The 16,470-nt window shown below is 69.6% G+C and carries 13 protein-coding genes and 1 pseudogene; 6 read left to right on the top strand and 8 right to left on the bottom strand.

Translation table 11 applies throughout. The features are described 5' to 3' along the window. Nucleotides 1–217: 217 nt before the first annotated feature. Nucleotides 218–856 carry a C39 family peptidase gene (locus tag I8N68_RS03985; RefSeq protein ID WP_200207734.1) on the bottom strand — a complete coding sequence of 213 codons (639 nt, stop codon included), beginning with the start codon at nt 854–856 and terminating at the stop codon, nt 218–220. Between the two features lie 439 nt (nt 857–1,295). Here I8N68_RS03985 and I8N68_RS03980 point away from each other — a divergent pair, with 439 nt between their 5' ends. The 3 genes and pseudogenes from I8N68_RS03980 (at nt 1,296) to I8N68_RS34160 (ending at nt 3,406) form a co-directional block, all read left to right on the top strand. Continuing rightward, on the top strand, nt 1,296–1,907 hold the full coding sequence (locus I8N68_RS03980) for a DUF6230 family protein (RefSeq protein WP_200207732.1): 612 nt from the start codon (nt 1,296–1,298) through the stop codon (nt 1,905–1,907). Nucleotides 1,908–1,995: 88 nt separating this feature from the next. Then, nucleotides 1,996–2,442, top strand: a pseudogene (locus tag I8N68_RS03975) (DUF6114 domain-containing protein); the annotation flags it as partial. A 304-nt stretch (nt 2,443–2,746) separates the two neighbouring features. Further along, nucleotides 2,747–3,406, top strand: a complete 660-nt coding sequence (locus I8N68_RS34160; protein WP_200207730.1) for a hypothetical protein — start codon at nt 2,747–2,749, stop codon at nt 3,404–3,406. 27 nt (nt 3,407–3,433) lie between these two features. Here the strand turns inward: I8N68_RS34160 and I8N68_RS03965 are convergent, their stop codons facing one another. From I8N68_RS03965 to I8N68_RS03935, 7 genes are all read right to left on the bottom strand, one after another. Beyond that, the gene (locus I8N68_RS03965) at nt 3,434–4,477 is read right to left on the bottom strand and encodes an NlpC/P60 family protein (RefSeq protein WP_200207728.1); all 1,044 of its coding nucleotides are present in this window, start codon (nt 4,475–4,477) and stop codon (nt 3,434–3,436) included. A gap of 36 nt (nt 4,478–4,513) precedes the next feature. After that, a complete protein-coding gene (locus tag I8N68_RS03960; RefSeq protein ID WP_200207725.1) occupies nt 4,514–4,999 on the bottom strand; it encodes a poly-gamma-glutamate biosynthesis protein PgsC/CapC in 486 nt (161 codons plus the stop codon). Further along, nucleotides 4,996–6,282 carry a poly-gamma-glutamate synthase PgsB gene (gene pgsB / locus I8N68_RS03955; RefSeq protein WP_307812563.1) on the bottom strand — a complete coding sequence of 429 codons (1,287 nt, stop codon included), beginning with the start codon at nt 6,280–6,282 and terminating at the stop codon, nt 4,996–4,998. Before pgsB ends, I8N68_RS03960 begins: the two co-directional genes overlap by 4 nt. Beyond that, entirely contained in the window at nt 6,239–8,443 is a 2,205-nt protein-coding gene (locus I8N68_RS03950) for a HAMP domain-containing protein (RefSeq protein ID WP_307812561.1), read from the bottom strand. Before I8N68_RS03950 ends, pgsB begins: the two co-directional genes overlap by 44 nt. A 288-nt stretch (nt 8,444–8,731) precedes the next feature. Then, nucleotides 8,732–9,898 carry a CapA family protein gene (locus I8N68_RS03945; protein WP_200207723.1) on the bottom strand — a complete coding sequence of 389 codons (1,167 nt, stop codon included), beginning with the start codon at nt 9,896–9,898 and terminating at the stop codon, nt 8,732–8,734. Between the two features lie 134 nt (nt 9,899–10,032). Further along, nucleotides 10,033–12,048, bottom strand: a complete 2,016-nt coding sequence (locus tag I8N68_RS03940; RefSeq protein WP_200207722.1) for a gamma-glutamyltransferase family protein — start codon at nt 12,046–12,048, stop codon at nt 10,033–10,035. Nucleotides 12,049–12,357: 309 nt separating this feature from the next. Beyond that, nucleotides 12,358–13,122, bottom strand: coding sequence for an SDR family oxidoreductase (locus tag I8N68_RS03935; RefSeq protein WP_200207721.1), 765 nt, complete (start codon nt 13,120–13,122; stop codon nt 12,358–12,360). 589 nt (nt 13,123–13,711) lie between these two features. On the opposite strand from I8N68_RS03935, the gene I8N68_RS03930 reads away from it, so the two are divergent. From I8N68_RS03930 to I8N68_RS03920, 3 genes are all read left to right on the top strand, one after another. Next, nucleotides 13,712–14,917, top strand: coding sequence for an NAD(P)/FAD-dependent oxidoreductase (locus tag I8N68_RS03930; RefSeq protein ID WP_200207720.1), 1,206 nt, complete (start codon nt 13,712–13,714; stop codon nt 14,915–14,917). Next, on the top strand, nt 14,914–15,834 hold the full coding sequence (locus I8N68_RS03925) for an RNA polymerase sigma-70 factor (protein WP_200207718.1): 921 nt from the start codon (nt 14,914–14,916) through the stop codon (nt 15,832–15,834). Before I8N68_RS03930 ends, I8N68_RS03925 begins: the two co-directional genes overlap by 4 nt. A 179-nt stretch (nt 15,835–16,013) precedes the next feature. Then, nucleotides 16,014–16,463, top strand: a complete 450-nt coding sequence (locus tag I8N68_RS03920) for an SRPBCC family protein (protein ID WP_200207716.1) — start codon at nt 16,014–16,016, stop codon at nt 16,461–16,463. The last annotated feature ends 7 nt before the right edge of the window (nt 16,464–16,470 follow it).

Here is a 16,470-nt window from a genome sequence, read left to right as displayed (position 1 = left end):
TGCCGTTGCAGGGAATGCCAGCGAAGCGACCGATCGTCGGATCGGGGAGTGCCTGCTGATCCGGGTACCGACAGAACCCCTCACCACCGTCGGCAGGTGCCCTGAACGGCACGGCGTTCCGGCCACCCTGGCCGAGGTCCGGCCAGCAAAAGCCGGCGCGGACGGCCGCTGGCCGGGCACCCTTTCATGGGAGCCCGGCCAGCGGCCGTGGGTGGGGTCAGCTGGAGTAGCCGCGCTCGGCGACCCAGTCGGCGACCTTCTGGTCGCTCATCCAGTAGTGCCCGTCCCGGGCGTACGGATCGGCGATCTGCAGCGTCTCGCCGCCGTTGCGGTACCCGATGATGGTCAGGTAGTGCCCCTCCGGGTACGTGTGCGCGGCGCCTTCGGTGTCGACCGCCGTGCCGGTGATGTTGGCTACCACACCGCGCTTGGCGTCGATCGCCTCGACCACGTCAGCGCGCAGCTTCTCGACCTGCTGCGCCTGGGCGGTGGGGCCGTTGATCTCGGTGGTCTCGTACCCCCCGCCGGTCACGTCGTTGAGAACTCGGGTGGTCTCGTTGGCGGAGCTGGTGCCGGCCTTGGTGGTGCCCAGCTTATTGGCGACCTGTTGCTGACTGAGGATCTTGCCCTGCGTGGACAGCGCGATCCTTGTCGCGGCCGGGGCGCAGAAATAGGAGTTCGGCTGGCGCTGGTAGTCGTGCGCCAGCACCCGCTTGCCCGCGTCGGTTGGCGCGGGCCGGACCGCGTTGACCGGCCCGCTATGTGCGGGAGTGGCCTGGGCGGTGGTCGCCGGACCGAGGATGGTGCCGGTGACCAGGAGACCGACGGACAGACTCCGGCTGAGCGTTGCCTTCATGTCAAGCTCCCATCGGTTGGCGCCTCCATGGACCGGAGACGCAAGCACGGTTGGGATGAGATCGCCCGTGGTGCGCCGGAGGTCGTCCGCCTCCGGTCGGTCCCGGATCCTCCCGGGCTCTCGGGCGCTCACCAGCCGGTTACCCGGTCGGGGTCCGCGAAAACGGCGCAGCATACCCGAGTAGGAGGGGAGCTGGGGCGGCTTCGGAGATGCGGGGCCTGGGTGGTTGTTCTGGCGACTCGTTCCGCCGTGCCTGTCTGCGGCAATCCGCAAACCTGAGTCGGGCTCATGTTAGCGTGGAGTGGGTCACGCAATGTGACGTGCGCTGCATGGGCGCACCACGACTGCCCGATCGTTACCCAGGAACGAGCGACGAGACCCGACGCGAGGCGTCCCGTCCCGTCCGTCCACCCGCGCGAAGTCCACCCTAGGAGGAATCGTGCAGGATGTGTCCGGCAACCCGGGTCGTACGCGCTGGGGGCGTTTCCTCGCCCTCTTGGTGCCCATCGCCGCCATCGCGGGCGCGATCGTGTTCGGCATGTCGAACGGGGCGATGGCGGCCTCGTTCGCGGTCTCCGGCCAGACGTTCAAGGTCTCCGCCTCAGAGTTGCGCGGTGAGGGCTTCGTCCAGTTCGGGGGCGTCGCCGAGGAGGTTGACGGGACGAAGCATCCGGTCGCCGTCACCGGCATCCGGAAGGCAGAGTTGTTCGACCTCTGCCAGTCGGTGAAGACACCCGGGGTCCCGGTGGTGCTCACCCTCACCGCCGGTGGGGGCGGCAGACCCGCCACCGCGAAGGACCTGTTGATCGAGGCGGAGGCGCTGGAAGGCGACGTCGTGTTCGAGAACATCAACATCGGGCAGGACGCGTCGACCCTCCAGGGCGGCCCTCCGGGCGCGACAGGCGAGCGGAAGGCCTTCGGCCAGCAGGCCGATGCAGTAAACATCAAGAACCTTCGACAGGTGGCCCGTTCCACCCACGCGGGCAGGTTCAACCTGACCGGACTGAAGCTGAAGGTCAACGTCGGGTCGGCCGCCAAGGAATGCTTCTGAGCTGACCGCGGGGCTCGCGGAGAGCACCCCCGTGAGCCCTGTCCCGTCAACCGGCAGGAGGCACGATGTGACGACTGTCCAGCTGCCACGCCGCGACCGCCCTTGGGTCGGGTGGTACGGCTTTCGCCGCTGGCGACGGGCCCGCCCGTTCTGGGGCGGCCTGCTCACCGCACTGGCCGGTCTGGAAATCTTCGGCACGACCCAGATGTCACTCAGTGGTCTCACCTTCCAGATGGGGCCGACCGGCTTCCTGTCCTGGCTGATACCCGCCATCCTGGTGACCTGCGGGCTGTTGATCTGGTTCAAGCCGCAGCAGCGAATCTTCTACGCCGTGGTCGCCGCGGTGACCGCGCTCTTCTCCTTGATCGGGGTGAACCTCGGCGGCTTCTTTTTGGGTCTGATGCTCGGCGCGGTGGGCAGCGCACTCGGCTTCGCCTGGGTGCCGGGGGCCGCTCCGACCGTCCCGCCAAGTGGCGGGTCGGCCGCCGACGGCAGTGAGCGGCACGAGCCGGCTCCCGACGAGGGCGCACCTGACGGACCGACCGACACCGAGGACGGGCGTGACGAGTCGGCCGAGAGTGAGCCCGCGGCGCGGGACACGCGGACGGGCGGTGCGGACCCTGACCTGCTGGACCGGGAGACAGCCGGCAACCCGCTCCCGGGCAGCCGGCCCTCGTCGAAGAGTTGATGTCGGACGCGCCGGGCCGCGGCTGGCGCGGCGCGCGTCCGCCGGGTGTGACGAGGCGACGGCGCCGGGGAGGGCGACAATGTTAACCTCCGCACCGTCGACCCGATCGTGCTGGGCGGCCCGGCGAGCCGGAGGGTCGGCGGCTCCCAGGATGCCCGGGCAGTCCGATCGGCTCTTCACGGTGCTGCTCGGGCTGCTCGGCCTGTCTGCCGCCGTGGCGCTCGCCGCCCCCGAGCCGGCGCAGGCCTGCGCCCCGGCCGGTTCGGCGCACGCGTGGGCCGCCCCCGAGCCCCCGGCTCCCGATACCGGCTGCGCCACCGCGCCTCTGCCGCCGAGCGGCGGGGGCGGGGTGCGGCGGGGGTGGCCGTGGCTCGCCGCCGACCCGACGCAGCCGCTGGTCGCGGGAAGCCGCTGGAAGCTGACCGGGTCGGCGGTGACCATGACCGGGCTGCGCCTGGACGGCATCGTGGACCTGCCCACCGCCGAGGGCAGCCTGAGGGCGTTGAAGTTCACCATGGACCAGGCGGTCGTCGACGACTTCCTGCTCCGCTCCACCGGGCCGGCGGACCGGACACCGCTCTTCGCGGCCGATCGAATGACCCTGCAGGGGAACGTCGCCCTCTACACGACCCGCTTCGCCGGCCGGATGGTCGGCATCGACATCATCCTGACGCCGAACCTGCCGTTACCCGACGGCATCCCGGCCACGCAGCCAAGCCCGATCACCTTCACCGACACCACCGTCGACCTGGCCTTCGTCGGCAGCGACGCCCTCACCGCCGGGCCAACCCTCAGGGTGGCCATCGACTGAGCCGCCCGGACGCGCCGCTCGATGGGCTCAGAGCCGGCGGGCGGTGCGCCACCGGTCCGGCCAGTAGCCGGTGCCGTCCAGCAGGGGTGCCCCCGAGAGGTCACCCATGGTCGGACCGTCGGTCTGGGAGCGGCTGGAGATGAACCGGTGATGCCCGCCGTCATCGACGCCGAGGTAGATACCCGAATGATCGATCTGGCCCGTCGGTATCGGCTGAGCGTTGAAGAAGACCAGGTCGCCGGGGAGCAGGCGGTCCATCCCCCGGGCCCGCTGACCCGAGTTGGGCATCAACTGGACGCCCGGTCCGAACTCCGCCATCGCGAACGCCCGGCGGGGAAGGCCCTCCCCGGGCGTGTTCGTGCCCCGCAGCGGATAGCCGAGCCGGTGACCGTAGACCATGCGCAGGTAGCCGGAGCAGTCCAGGGAGAGCGCGCGCTGCGGCTCGGGCACCCCCGCCTTTCCGTCGAGGAACGACCACGGCAGGCCCAGGTAGTCGAAGAAGTCGGAGCGCTCCTGCCGACCATCGGGGTCCATCGGGTCGACCGGCCCGAACGACGCGTCACCGGAATACTGCTGTCCCTGGTTGTCCTTCTTCACCGGGGCCCCGTCGACGTACTCGAACGCGATCGCCAGCACGTCCGGCGAGCGGTCGTTGCGGGCGGCGCTGAGCCAGTCGACGAACCACTGCTCACCTTCGGCACCGGCGTGCCACGCCTGCGGCGCCAGCCGGACCCACACGTTGTTCTCGATCTTGGCATCGGTGAAGCGGGGATCCTCGAAGGTTCGGGACGGGCCGTAGATGTGCGCGGTCCGCGCGCCATCGGTCATGACCGCGACCGGCTGCCCGGAGGAGTCCAGGATCTCGGTGCGATCCGGGCCGGTCGACCGTTGATAGCTGTAGCCCATGGCACCGCGCGTCGGGCCACCGGCGCCCTTGGCGGCACCCAGGGTCAGCTGCGGTTGATCCGTGGGCGACGGCCGTACCACGAGATAGGTGGCCATGCTCAGCGCCACCACCACGGCCAACATGGCCAGCGTCAGCAGTGGAGTCCGACTGCGAAGGTACCTCATGCCTGTTCTCCTTTCGCGACTCGATTCCGCGATCGGTCAGGTCACTGGCACGAAACCGGCGACGACGCCGCTGTACGCGACCCCGAAGGTGATCCCGGTGACCACGAGGGTTGCCAGGATGGTGGCCCTGGGCGGCTGGCGCACCAGCTGGTACGCGATGAGGCCCGGGATGACGAAGCCCAGCGTCTGGTGGGCGAACAGCAGCGGCAGGTCACGCTGGACGATCACGAACAGCGTCAGTTGCAGCACCACGCTGACGAGCACGATCGCCGCGAACAGCCGCTTTCCGTAGAGGATCACCACCCGTTGCAGCACTTGGGCGATGAGGTAGGTCAGTACGGTCACCGCCACGACGATGACCGCCTGGAGCTGGTCCTCGATGAGGGTCAGTGCGATCCAGCCCGGCGTGATCATGCCGCCGGGTGAGAGGTTGGTGGTCAGGTAGCACAGCAACGCGAACACCAGTCCGATGCCGAGGGTCGCGGTGGCCAGTTGGGCACTGAGTTCTCCGCCGAAGGTCATCGTTGCGTCCTTTCCCCGGTCGGCAGGCGAAGCGTGGAGCCGGATTCCGAGCCGTCCTCGCAGGTCCACCCCGGCAGCCCCGCCAGTTGGTGGAGCAGCACCTCACCCTGCCCGTGAATGTTGCCGACGGCGACGATCGAGGAGTCGTCCGGCGTCGCCGCGGTGACGCCTTCGAGCAGGCGGCTCGGATCGGGCTTGCCGCCGAGATCGACCACCCGGTCCTGGAGTTCCGCCGGAATGCTCGTCCGCGCGCTCTTGGTCACCTCTCCGATCAGGATGATGGTCTCGGGTTGCACCCGGCCGCTCAGCTCGCCCATCTGGCCGTTGCGTTCGATCCGGTCCGGCCGGCAATTGATCACCATTGTCAGCGGGCGGGTGATCAGGTGCTGGCCTTCCAGCTGCTGGATGTTCATGAAGGTCGACTCGGGGTCGTTGGCGGCGAAGATGTTCGCGAACCGCATGCGCTTGTCGCCGTGCATCACCCGCGCCACGGACAGCACGCCAGGGTCCGGCGGCGCCTCCCACATACCCTTGAGTGCGCTGTGCCGGTCGACGCCCAGCTCTTCGGCAACGGCCAGCGCGATGGCGACGTTCTCCTTGAACGTGATCCAGCCGAAGCCGTCCATCTCCTGGTCGGTCACCGACTCGGGGTCGACCGCGACGAGCCGGCAGTCCCGCCGCTCGGCCTCCTCCTGCAGGATCGCCAGCCGCTCCCGCTCGGCGGTGACGCAGACACCCCCGACCGGCATGGACCGGCTCAGGGACCGGGCGACATCGTCCAGGGTGGGGCCCATCTCGGTGAGATGGTCCTCGCGTACGTTGCACAGCACGCCGATGTTCGACCGGATCAACTTGCTCTGGTTGACCTCCTGCAGCGCCGGCATCACCGCCATGCACTCCATGACCAGGACGTCCGGGTGGTACACGGCGGCCCGCCGCACGATGCCGATCTGCTCGACCACGTTCGCGATGCCAAACTTGCGGTGCACCGGCTCCTCGGTGGCATCCGGGAAGATGAAGCGGGCCGCGGTGCCGGTGGTCTTGGCCACCACCACCCGGCCGCCGCCGCGTAGCGCGCCGGCACAGAGCCGGGTGATCGAGCTCTTGCCCCGGATGCCGTTGACCAGCACCCGGTCCTGGATCCGGTCCAGGTTGCCATAGTGGTTGCGCTGCTCGACAACTCCCGCGACCAGCAGAGCCAGGGAGCACAGGACGAGCACGACGTAGAGGTACGCCACGTCAACCCCTTTCGTCTCGATCGTCGGGGCGATGATCGGCGCCACCGCCGGGTGGTGACGCGGCCCGATCGGGCGGCGGCATCTCGGGGAGGACGATGGTGAGGTCCTCCTCCCCGCCGCGCAGACGGGTCGCACCGCCCAACCGGCTGGAACCGGTGTGCCGGACCTGACGGCAGATTTCGAGACACATCGCCAGAGCGCCGATGTCGTCGTGCCGTTGCGGCGCGATCGGCTGCTCGACGGAGCCGTCGTTGATCCGGTCGGCCTCGGTGGCGAGCCGTCGCAGTGGCCGGGCGAAGAGGAAGTACTGCCACACCTGGCTGAGCAGCACGACCCCCGTCGCCAGGCCGGCGACCAGCAGAGTCCACCGCCGCCCGTCGCTCTGCGGCAATCGCAGCCCGGCCAGGTCCTGCTCCACCACGAGCGACCACTTCAGCGGAGCGACCGTGTTGGGCTTGTTCAGGGCGGCCGCGGCGATCAGCGCCGGAGCCCCTGCGGGCGTCTCCGCCATACCGACGGTGCCACCCCGCAACGCCTCGGCGGCCGCTGCCCGTGCCGTTCCCTCCAACTCCTGGAAGGCGCGGAAACCCTGCGAGTCGAAGACGGTGCGTAGGTCCTCGTCCACCACCCGCACCTGTCCGTCCACCGCACGCAGCATCTCCAGCAGGTAGTCGATGTTGAACTCACCGACAACGGCGACGCCGTTGGCGGCCACCCGCCAGGCGTAGACCACCGGGACGCGCGAGGTCTGGTTGTCCAGATCGATGCCACTCTCACCCTGCAGCGGCTCGTTCCGTAGCGGATCACGTCCGGCGGAGCTGACCACCGATCCGTTCTGGCCGAGGATGTAGACACCGCGGAAGCGGTTCTTGTCGGCCATCTCGTGCTCGAGGACCGGGGTCATCTGGGCCGGGTCGCCGGCCTCGGTCGCCTGGGAGATGCGGACCACCGTCTGCAGACCGTTGTTCAGCGCCTTGCCCATGACGGTGCTCGCCGCCTCGGCCCTGCTCTCCTCGTCCCTGACGAGCTGGTCGGGTATCGCCGGCTGTGCGGTGCGGAGCGTGTAGGTCACCGCCACCGTAGGCCAGAGCAGAGCCGCCACGGCCGCCAGGCTCAGGACAAGCGTCGCGGTCGGGCGCCACCGCCACCGCCACCACCTGCGCGGGGCGGTGGGAACCGAGGGGTCACCGGAGGTGAAGGCCAACGCGCGGTTGATCCGATGCGCCTCGGCCACCCCCAGCCAGTGCCGCTTGGTGGAGGTGTCGCCACAGGCGTTGGCCTTTGCCTGCCGCAGCAGCGACCTCACCGGGCGGACCACCGCCAGCCGCATCAGTAGGAAGCCCGGCACCGCCAGCGCCAGCAGCGTCAGGCCGAGCAGGAAGCCCTGGGGGGCGGAGGTGCCTCCCGTCTCGTCCGCGACGATCAGGGTGGCCACCGTCGCCCCGGTTTCTCCGACCGGCGCGGAGGAGACGACGAGTTGCTTGTCCGGCCACTCGGTCACCCGGATCGGGTGACCCTCGCTCGAGCCCGACTGTGCCAGATCCCGGAACACGACCGGCAGGTGCACGTCGCTCACGGCGCTGACGCCCTGCATCAGGGTGCTCTTGCCGTCCGGTGTGATGACGAAGACGCCCTGTCGCGCGGTGGGGTTGAGGCGCAGCTCGTCCACGTTGATCGGTTGCACCGCAAGCAGGGTCCGCGTGTCGTCCAGTTTGCTGCTACGCACCAGCGTCGGGCCGTCAGGGGTGGTGATCGGGATCGTGTCCTTGACGGGCAGCACCGGCGGTAGCTGCGCGAACGGCACCCCGGTGCCGGCGGTCGCCAAGGGGCGGCGGGAGGCGGTTTCGACGATCGCCACTCCGCTCCAGTCCGTACCATTGCCGACCAGCTGTTTGACGAACTCCGGATCCGGCATCGACGGGGAGCGGCCGGCCACTCGCTGGTCAAGATCCTCGACGGAGTGGTTGATGGTCAGTCGCATGCTGGAAGCGACCTTCAACACGTTGTCCTGCTGCGAGTCGATGACCGCCGGCGGCACCGCGCGTTGACTGTGCACCGCGAACCCCAGCACGAGGGCCGCGGCCAGCACCATGGTCGACCAGAGATAAACCAGCGACGGCTTACCGGAGCCCGCCGGAAAGCCGGCGGCCGGCAGCTGCTGGTCGAGGGCTCGCCGCCGCCAGGTGACCACCTGCTCCTGGGACACAGAAGCGCCTGCGGCCGCTACCGGGGCGCGTCCGCGAAACTTCTCCTGGCTGGTCCGCCGCTCGGAATCCGGCTCCTGTCCCCTGCTGTGTGGTCCCATGGCGACCCCTTCCCTTCCGCGGGCATCGGAAGTTGCACGGTCAAAATCAATTGTCGAGCGAGGGAGGGTGAGGGAACTTCACCCTGCCGGGATGAACCCCAGCCGGCGTCGGAGCGCCAGCGCGCCTGTCGGGGCGGGCAGCGCAGATGGAGACCCCGGTCGGGCCGGCCGCGTCCGACGGGAGCCGGTTCAGCGCCTCACGTGCAGCCCGGCGGCGAGCGCGCCGCGGCTGTCGAGGTATCCGGTGATCCGGTCCGTGGCGGCGGTGTAGCGGGCACGCCGGCGATCACCGGCGGGCAGGTGCCGAAGGGTGCCAGGCAGGTCCAGGACACGGATGGTCGGTTCGAGGGAGAGCCAGATCGGGATCGCCTCGGCCTGGCTGGCCACCCACCGCCCGTCGGGCCTCTCGCTGAACGTGAACTTGGCCAGCACTCCCTCCCGATTGGCGTCCTTGGGAAAATCGTGGCGGGCGAGGGTGTTTCCGACGCCGTAGGCGATCCACTTGTCGCCGGTCCGCTCGAAGGGCTGTACGACGTGGGCGTGATGGCCGATGATCAAGTCGATGTTCGGGTCGGCGATGAGCTGTCTGGCCCAGGACTGCTGCTCGCCGTCGGGCGGGTGCCGCATCTCGGTCCCCCAGTGTGCGGAAAGCACGATGATCTGGGCGCCGGCCTTTCGAGTGGCGGCGGCGGCGGCACGGATCGCGGCGACATCGATGCGGTTGGCCAGCCACGCCTTGCCAGCCGGCGGCTCCAGGTCGTTGAAGTTCATCGCCCAGGAGAGATGCCCGATCTTGACGCCGTTGACCTGGTACGTCGTGGGGGTGGCCTGCTCAGTCGCGCTCCGGAAGGTACCGGTGTGGCGCAGACCGGCGGCGTCGAGGGCGTCGAGGTTGTCGTACACGCCCTGCTCTCCCTGGTCCAGTGCGTGATTGCTGGCGGTGGAGCAGGTGTCGTAGCCGGCGGTCCGGACCGCGGCGGCCAGGTCGGTGGGAGCCCTGAAGCGCCGGAAGTCCTTGGGCTCACCCGGCCCCATCGGCGCCTCCAGGTGGCAGATGGCCAGGTCCGCCGATTCGACGGTGGGACGGATCGAGGCGAAGATCGGGTCGAAGTCATAGCCGGAGCGGCCGGCCGCCCTGGCGTCGGCCCGCGCCTGCCGCCAGGTTGGCGGGTGGACCAGGATGTCTCCCGAGCCCAGGATGCTGACCTGGCGCGGCGTGCCCGCCGGCTGCACGGCGGCCGCAGCCGGCTGCGGGGACAGGCGTTCCGGGACGGCGCCGGCGGGTTGTGCCCACCCGCCGGCGGGGGTGACGACGAGCGCGGTGACGAGCACGACACGGACGGCGAATGCACGCATCGGCGGTCCTGCCCCCTTTCTGGCGCGGATGGCGCGGCGGAGTCGAGCACGCCGTCGCCGCGCCCTCGCCGAACCAACCAGTCACCCGGCGGATCGGCGAGGTTCGCGGCAGGCGCATACCCCCACCGGCGGTGCTAACGCCCGGTCGCGGCGCCGTCCCGGCGCTGGTCCGCCGCGCCGAGGAGCTGCTTTCCTCGAACCTCGATCGCGGTGAGGCCACTGTCGAGTGCGATGATTCTCGGGCAGGGGTGCTCGCGCGTCACGAGGTCAGGCAGGTTCAGGGCGATCCGCCGGTTCGCTTCGAGCTCGGAGGGCGCATCCCGCTTCCCGTCACACTTGCGGGTGATGTCCTGCCCGCTGTAGTGGCCCTGATCGAGTGCCTGGGCCGGGCTCATGCGGTCGACGAGCACGCCCACCAGGGTCTGGGTGACGTAGTCAGGAATGTGCGAGCCGCCGGCCGCGCCGATCACGAGCTTCAGCCTCTTCCCCTCGCGGTCGAGCACGAGCGTCGGTGCCTGCGAGGCGGTGGGCCGTTTCTTCGGTTCCTGGACGTTCACGGGCTTGCCGGGCGAGACCGACAAGGTGTCCGTGAAGTTGTTCAGCGCGTTGTTCAGCATCATGCCCCGCGCCTCCAGGTGTGACCCGAAGTGACTGTTGTTGGTCGTGGTCATGGAGATCGCGTTGCCGTCCGCGTCGACGATGCTGGCGTTGCTCGTCGGGTCGCCGACGTCCGTGGTGGCGGGTTGGTCGCTGATCGACGGTGCGGGTGGCGGTACGTTCGGAGGGGTGCCCGGCTCCACCGGATGGATCGCCCGGTCAGGAGAGTAGAGGGCGAACCGGTTGTCCAGATACTTCCCGTCGAGCAGCCCGGCCACGGGCACGTCGTGGAAGTCCGGGTCACCCACGTACGCCCGGCGGTCGAAGTTCGCCAGGCGGCTGACCTCGACGGAGAGGTGGATCCGGTCCGCCGAGGCGGGCTTGGTCCTCGCCACCTGTCCGCGTTCGAGCATCCCGAGCATCTGCAGGGTGGCCACTCCTCCGAACGCTGGCGGCGCCGCGGTGCAGACCGACAGGCCGAGCGCCTTCCGGCACACCTCGGGGCGCTCCACCGCCGTGTAGTCGGCGAAGTCCTGCGGCGTCATGAGACTGGGGATCACCACCGGACCCGCCGTGTTCCCCTTGAGCTTGACGGGCCCCTTGGCCGCGTGCGCCGCGATCGCCGGGGCGATCTTGCCCGCCGGGTCGTAGAACGCGTCCGCGCCGCCGTCGCGGATCTCGCGCAGCACCTCAGCGATCTCGGGGTTGCGCAGCATCGTTCCGACCGGCTTCGGCTCGTCGCCGTTGCAGTAGCGGGGGCGCAGGTCGGGGTAGTTGCAGCGCTTCCGCCCGTTGAAGCGCTCCTCGAAGCCGTCGTGCAGGCTGGCGGACATCGGAAAGCCGTTCGCGGCGAGCCGGATGGCGTCATCGAAGAGCTCATCCCACGGGAGGGCACCGTACTCGCTGTGCACCGTCGAGAGCACCCGCAGGGTGCCCGGGACACCGAACGACCGTCCGGATGCCCCGGCCGCGTTCGGGAACCGATCCGTCCGGAGCCCATTGCGTTCCTGCTCGGTGGGGGTCCGGACATTCTCGGTCACCTTCTCCGGGGCTCTGGCCAAGCCGTCGAAGAACCGGATTTTCTCCTTGTCGTCATCCCAGTAGTTGATGAGCGTGCCGCCCGCCAGCCCCGAGGCGTGCGGCTCCACCACGGCGAGCACGGCCTGCACCGCTACTGCCGCGTCCGCGGCCCGGCCACCCCGCGCGAGGATCCGGCAACCGGCCTCGCTGGCGAGCGGATGGGCGGCCGCCACCATGAACTTCGTACCCACCGCATCGGTCTTCCGGCCGCTGGTCGCATTCGCGCAGACGTCCGAGGGCGCGACCTTCGCTCCCGCTCCGGCGGGCACTGTCGCGGCTGGCACGGCGAGCGCGAGCACCAGGGTGGAAATCAGGTGGTGCAGCTTGCGTGCGGACATCTCACAACCCTTTCGGCACTGTTGCAGAAACGGGGCGCCACGCTCAAGAAGCTCCATTGCCAGGCGGGGTGCGGCTGCTCCGGGACATGTCGCTCGGGATCTGGCCCAATCGAGGCGGATCCGGCCGGCGGCCACCGCGGGTCGGCCGCCAGGCCCACGCAGGTCATGGGCACGCCAGCGGCCGAGCAGAAGCTGACACCGCTATCATCGTGGCCGCCCGAGCGGTGGCGCAGGGCATCGCCGGAAGTCGTTGCGGGCGGGACTGCTGTGCCAGCGGTGCGCAGCGATGCCCAGGAGTCGTCGGCGTCCCGTCATCCTCGATGCCCCGGAACCGATGCATCTCGGCCCACCGGGCCGCGGCGTCCGCATGGTGCCCGGGCGGGTGGCGGCGGCGGGTGTGAAACGTGCCGAGCCGGCACACCCGGCCCATTCGCTGACAAATCTCTAACGCCGGAGTACTCGTTCCGCTTCCTGATCCGCGAGCCAGTCGTCGAAGGTCGTGGGCGCTATCCGGGCATCCGGTCCCGGCAGCAGCACGTTGCCCGCCATGTCCGGGCCGAGGATCGCTTCCCAGGTGGGGACGAGTTTCATGACGCGTCCCAGTGCCTGGTGGGTTCGGCGTGCCATGTCCACAAGGTCCTGACGTTCGGGACCGGCCACATCACGATGGCGTCCCTGCGGTGGGCCACCTGCGACCTCCGCCAGAACGTCGGCCACGTCAGCTGGTGCGATCGGCTGGACGAGCAATGGCGCGAGGTAAGCCGTGCCATCACGTTCGGTCCATCTGGCCACCGTCGCGGCGAAGTCGAAGAACTGCGCGACGGGAACGATGGTCCACGGCACCTGTCCGGCAGATACCAGGCGCTCCTGCTCCCGCTTGCCCGAATAGTGGGCAGTTCCTGCGATGCGGTGGACTTCGACGATCGAGAGCAGCACGTGGTGCCGAACACCGGCTTGCTGCTCGGCTTTCAGCAGATTCTGGGTGGTGGTGGCGAAGTACGTCGCCGTGGCCTCGCGGTCGGCGGGTGGCGCGCTGATCGCATCGATGACAGCGTCGACGCCGCCCAGAGCCTCGTCCACCCCTTGACCGGTCAACAGGTCAACACCGTGCGACCGGCTGATCGGTACCGGGTCGTGTCCGTGGCGGCGCAGGGCGGCCACCGTGAGGGACCCGATGTTGCCGGATGCGCCGGCGACGGCCACACGCATGTTTGGCTCCTGTCTCAGATCCTGTGCGAGGCACAGCGGACGTGACTGAACCGATGCTGGACCGCTGCCCGCACCCGATGGCCATCGCCGCACACGTGACCGGCCTGCGCCCGAGAGATGACCGGCCTGCGCGGCGAGCGCCTCGACGAGTGGTCGTCTCGGTGTCTAGCTTGACGACCTGCTCCACAGCACCCGCCTGCCAACGGGCTCAAACGGGTTGGCGCCGCGGTAGTCAACGGGCCCCACCTTGACCTCCAGCGTAGGAGCGGCCGAGGTGCCGCGTGACCGGAATCAAGATGCTCACGGGCAGACCTACGACCAGCGATCGGTTCGGTCAGCGCAGGGACTGCCATAGAAGTTGCTCACGGGCGACCACGGCCGGCGGTGACTCGCTACCCGGCCGGCTGCCCGGCCCACCAGTTCGCCACCCCACCGGCCCGCTCGACAGCGGGCGCGACGTGCTCGACCGGCTGGCGGCGATCACCGCACTACCGCCGAGTGTGTCGCGCGTCACATGGACGTCATGTCACGGGCAGGCGGGCAGCTTGCATCTCCTGGTCGTCAGCAACGTGTGGAGGAAGGCGAAACGATGAGCGCACAGCATGAAGCCGGTGTGGCGGCCACCCACCGCGTGGTGATCCTGGGGGCGGGTTACGCGGGCATGTCCGCGGCGATCCAGCTCGCGGCTCGGGTCAAGGGGCGCAAAGATGTGCAGGTGACCCTGGTGAATGCGCAGGAGCGGTTCACCGAGCGGCTGCGGCTGCACATGACGGCGACCGGGCAGCAGGTCGCCGAGCTAAGCGTCCCGCAGCTGCTGGAGGGTACGGGTGCGCAGTTCGTGCGCGGCTGGGTGACGGCGGTGGACGCCGACGCGAAGATCGTGCGGATCGACGACGACCGGGTCCTGCACTACGACACGCTGGTGTATGGGCTGGGCAGCGTGGCCGACACGGCGGCGGTGCCGGGGGTCGAGGACTACGCGTACACCCTGAACAGCGCCCAGGACGCCAAGTTCCTGGCCGATCGGCTGGCGCGGCGGGATGGCGGCACGGTGGTGGTCGGTGGCAGCGGGTTGACCGGTGTCGAGTCGGCCGCGGAGATCGCCGAGCGGCACCCCGAGCTGAACGTCGTGTTGCTCGGCCGGGGTGAACCCGGTGCGGCCATGAACCCGAAAGCCAAGGCGTACCTGCAGTCCGCGCTGGCGCGCCTGGGCGTCCAGGTGCGCAGCGGGGTCGAGGTGGTGAAGGTACTGCCCGATGCGGTCGAGCTGGCGGGCGGGGAGACCATCGCCGCCGACGCGTTCCTGTGGACGAGCGGTACGCGGGTGTCGCCGCTGGCGGCCGCCGCCGGATTCACTGTCGACGAGCGCGGCCGCATCGTCACCGACGCCGCGCTGCGGTCGGTGTCGCACCCGCAGGTGTACGCCGTCGGCGACGCGGCCGCGGTTCGCCAGGGCTACGGCGTCATGCACGGCACCTGCCAGAGTGGTATGCCGACCGGTGTGCACGCTGCGGTGTCGATCGTACGTGCGTTGCAGGGCAAGCAGCCCAAGCCGTTCCGCTTCGGCTACTACCACACGCCGGTGAGCCTGGGCCGGCACGACGCGGTGGTGCAGTTCACCCACCCGGACGACAGTCCTCGGCGGATGTGTCTGACCGGCCGCCTGGCGGTCCGGTACAAGGAGACGGTGACTGCTTCGCCCTGGCCGACGTACGGCCGTATGAAGAAGATGCCCGCCTCGGGCGCGTTCTGGCCCCGCGGCGGTCGCTTCACCAGGGTCCGGGAGGCGCGGTGACCCACCCGCCTCCCAACCTCGACCAGCAGGTGTTCAACCAGCATCGTAATCTGCTGTTCTCGGTGGCGTACCGCATCCTCGGCACCGCGGCCGATGCCGAGGATGCGGTCCAGGACGCCTGGATCAAGTGGTCGGCCTCCGACCGGGCGCAGGTGGCCGACCCCAAGGCGTACCTGGCGCGGATCGTGTCGAATCTGGCGCTGGAACGCCTGCGCTCGACCCGGCACAAGCGTGAGATGTATGTGGGGCCGTGGCTTCCGGAGCCCATTCTTACCAGCGGCGACGCCGCCGAGGCGGTCATGGACGCTGAGTCGGTGTCGATGGCGATGCTGATGGTGCTGGAGACGCTGAGCCCGCTGGAGCGTGCGGTGTTCGTGCTGAAGGAGGTGTTCGGCTTCAGCCATGCCGAAATCGCGGCGGCGGTAGAGCGTTCAGAAGCCGCGGTGCGGCAGACCGCGCATCGCGCCCGTGAGCATGTGCGGGCCCGGCGGCCGCGCTTCACGGCGGACCGGTCGCGGCAGCGCGAGGTCACGGAGCGGTTCTTCGCCGCTGCGACCGGCGGCGACATCAACGCCCTGATGGAGTTGCTCTCCCCGGACGTCACGCTCTGGACGGACGGCGGCGGCAAGGTCCGCCAGGCCATGCGTCCGGTTGTGGGTGCGTCCACCGTGGCCGCCTGGTTCGCAGCCATCGGGACCGTCACCTACCAGGGCGTCGAGCCCGCCGACATGAACGCCGAACTCGTCGAGATCAACGGCGGGCTCGGGATCGTGTTCAGCGGAGTAGGCCGGGTGATCGCCACCGTCACCTTCGATTTCGACACCCACGGCCGCGTCACCGCCATCCACAACGTGGCCAACCCCGAAAAACTCCGGGCCATCGCCGATGGCACCGCGCACGACGTCGGGACGCAATGAGCCCTGGGCGACCCGACGCCGGCGCTACCTCGACGAACCCCTATCGATCCAGCAACGCCAGTACCCTCACATCCACACCTCGCGGGGCGAACCCTTCCCGAGATCACCGGAATCCTCTCGGAACTCGTCACCGACCAACCGGCCGGCGAAGCCCTGCTCAGGCGAAAGGGATTGCAGCCATGAGCACCCAGCAAGCAACCCGCATCATCGATGAGACGTCCGCGCGAGTACGCGAGATCCTCCTCGACGCGGCCCGGCTTCCCGACTGGAACTCCGCGTTCCTGTCAATCGAGGATCCGGGCGGGACCGCAGCGGACCGAGAATTCGCCATCGTCGTCCGCCCCGGCCTCCGCGGCACGTGGCGCTACACGGTGATCGAGGACGAGCGCATCGACACTGCCTGGAAGGTGCCCGGGTTCGCCGAAACCGGTACCTGGCAGCTCCGGCCCCACAGCACAGGTCGAACCCTGGTCACGCACGGGTTCGAGCACCGCGGCCCGCTCGCCCGCGTGCTCGCGAACGCTTACCGCGGCGTGGCGGAAGTGCGTCTCGACCGGCTCGCGCAACGCGCCGCAGCGATGGGTCCGGCCCCGCTGCCCCGTGTGGAGGATGACCCTGGTCAGCTGTAAAAGGTTG

The sequence above is a fragment of the Micromonospora coerulea genome, assembly GCF_016598485.1.
Classification (GTDB): Bacteria; Actinomycetota; Actinomycetes; order Mycobacteriales; family Micromonosporaceae; genus Micromonospora; species Micromonospora coerulea.
Note: the sequence above shows the minus strand (reverse complement) of the source record. Positions and strands in the feature narration are given on the sequence as shown.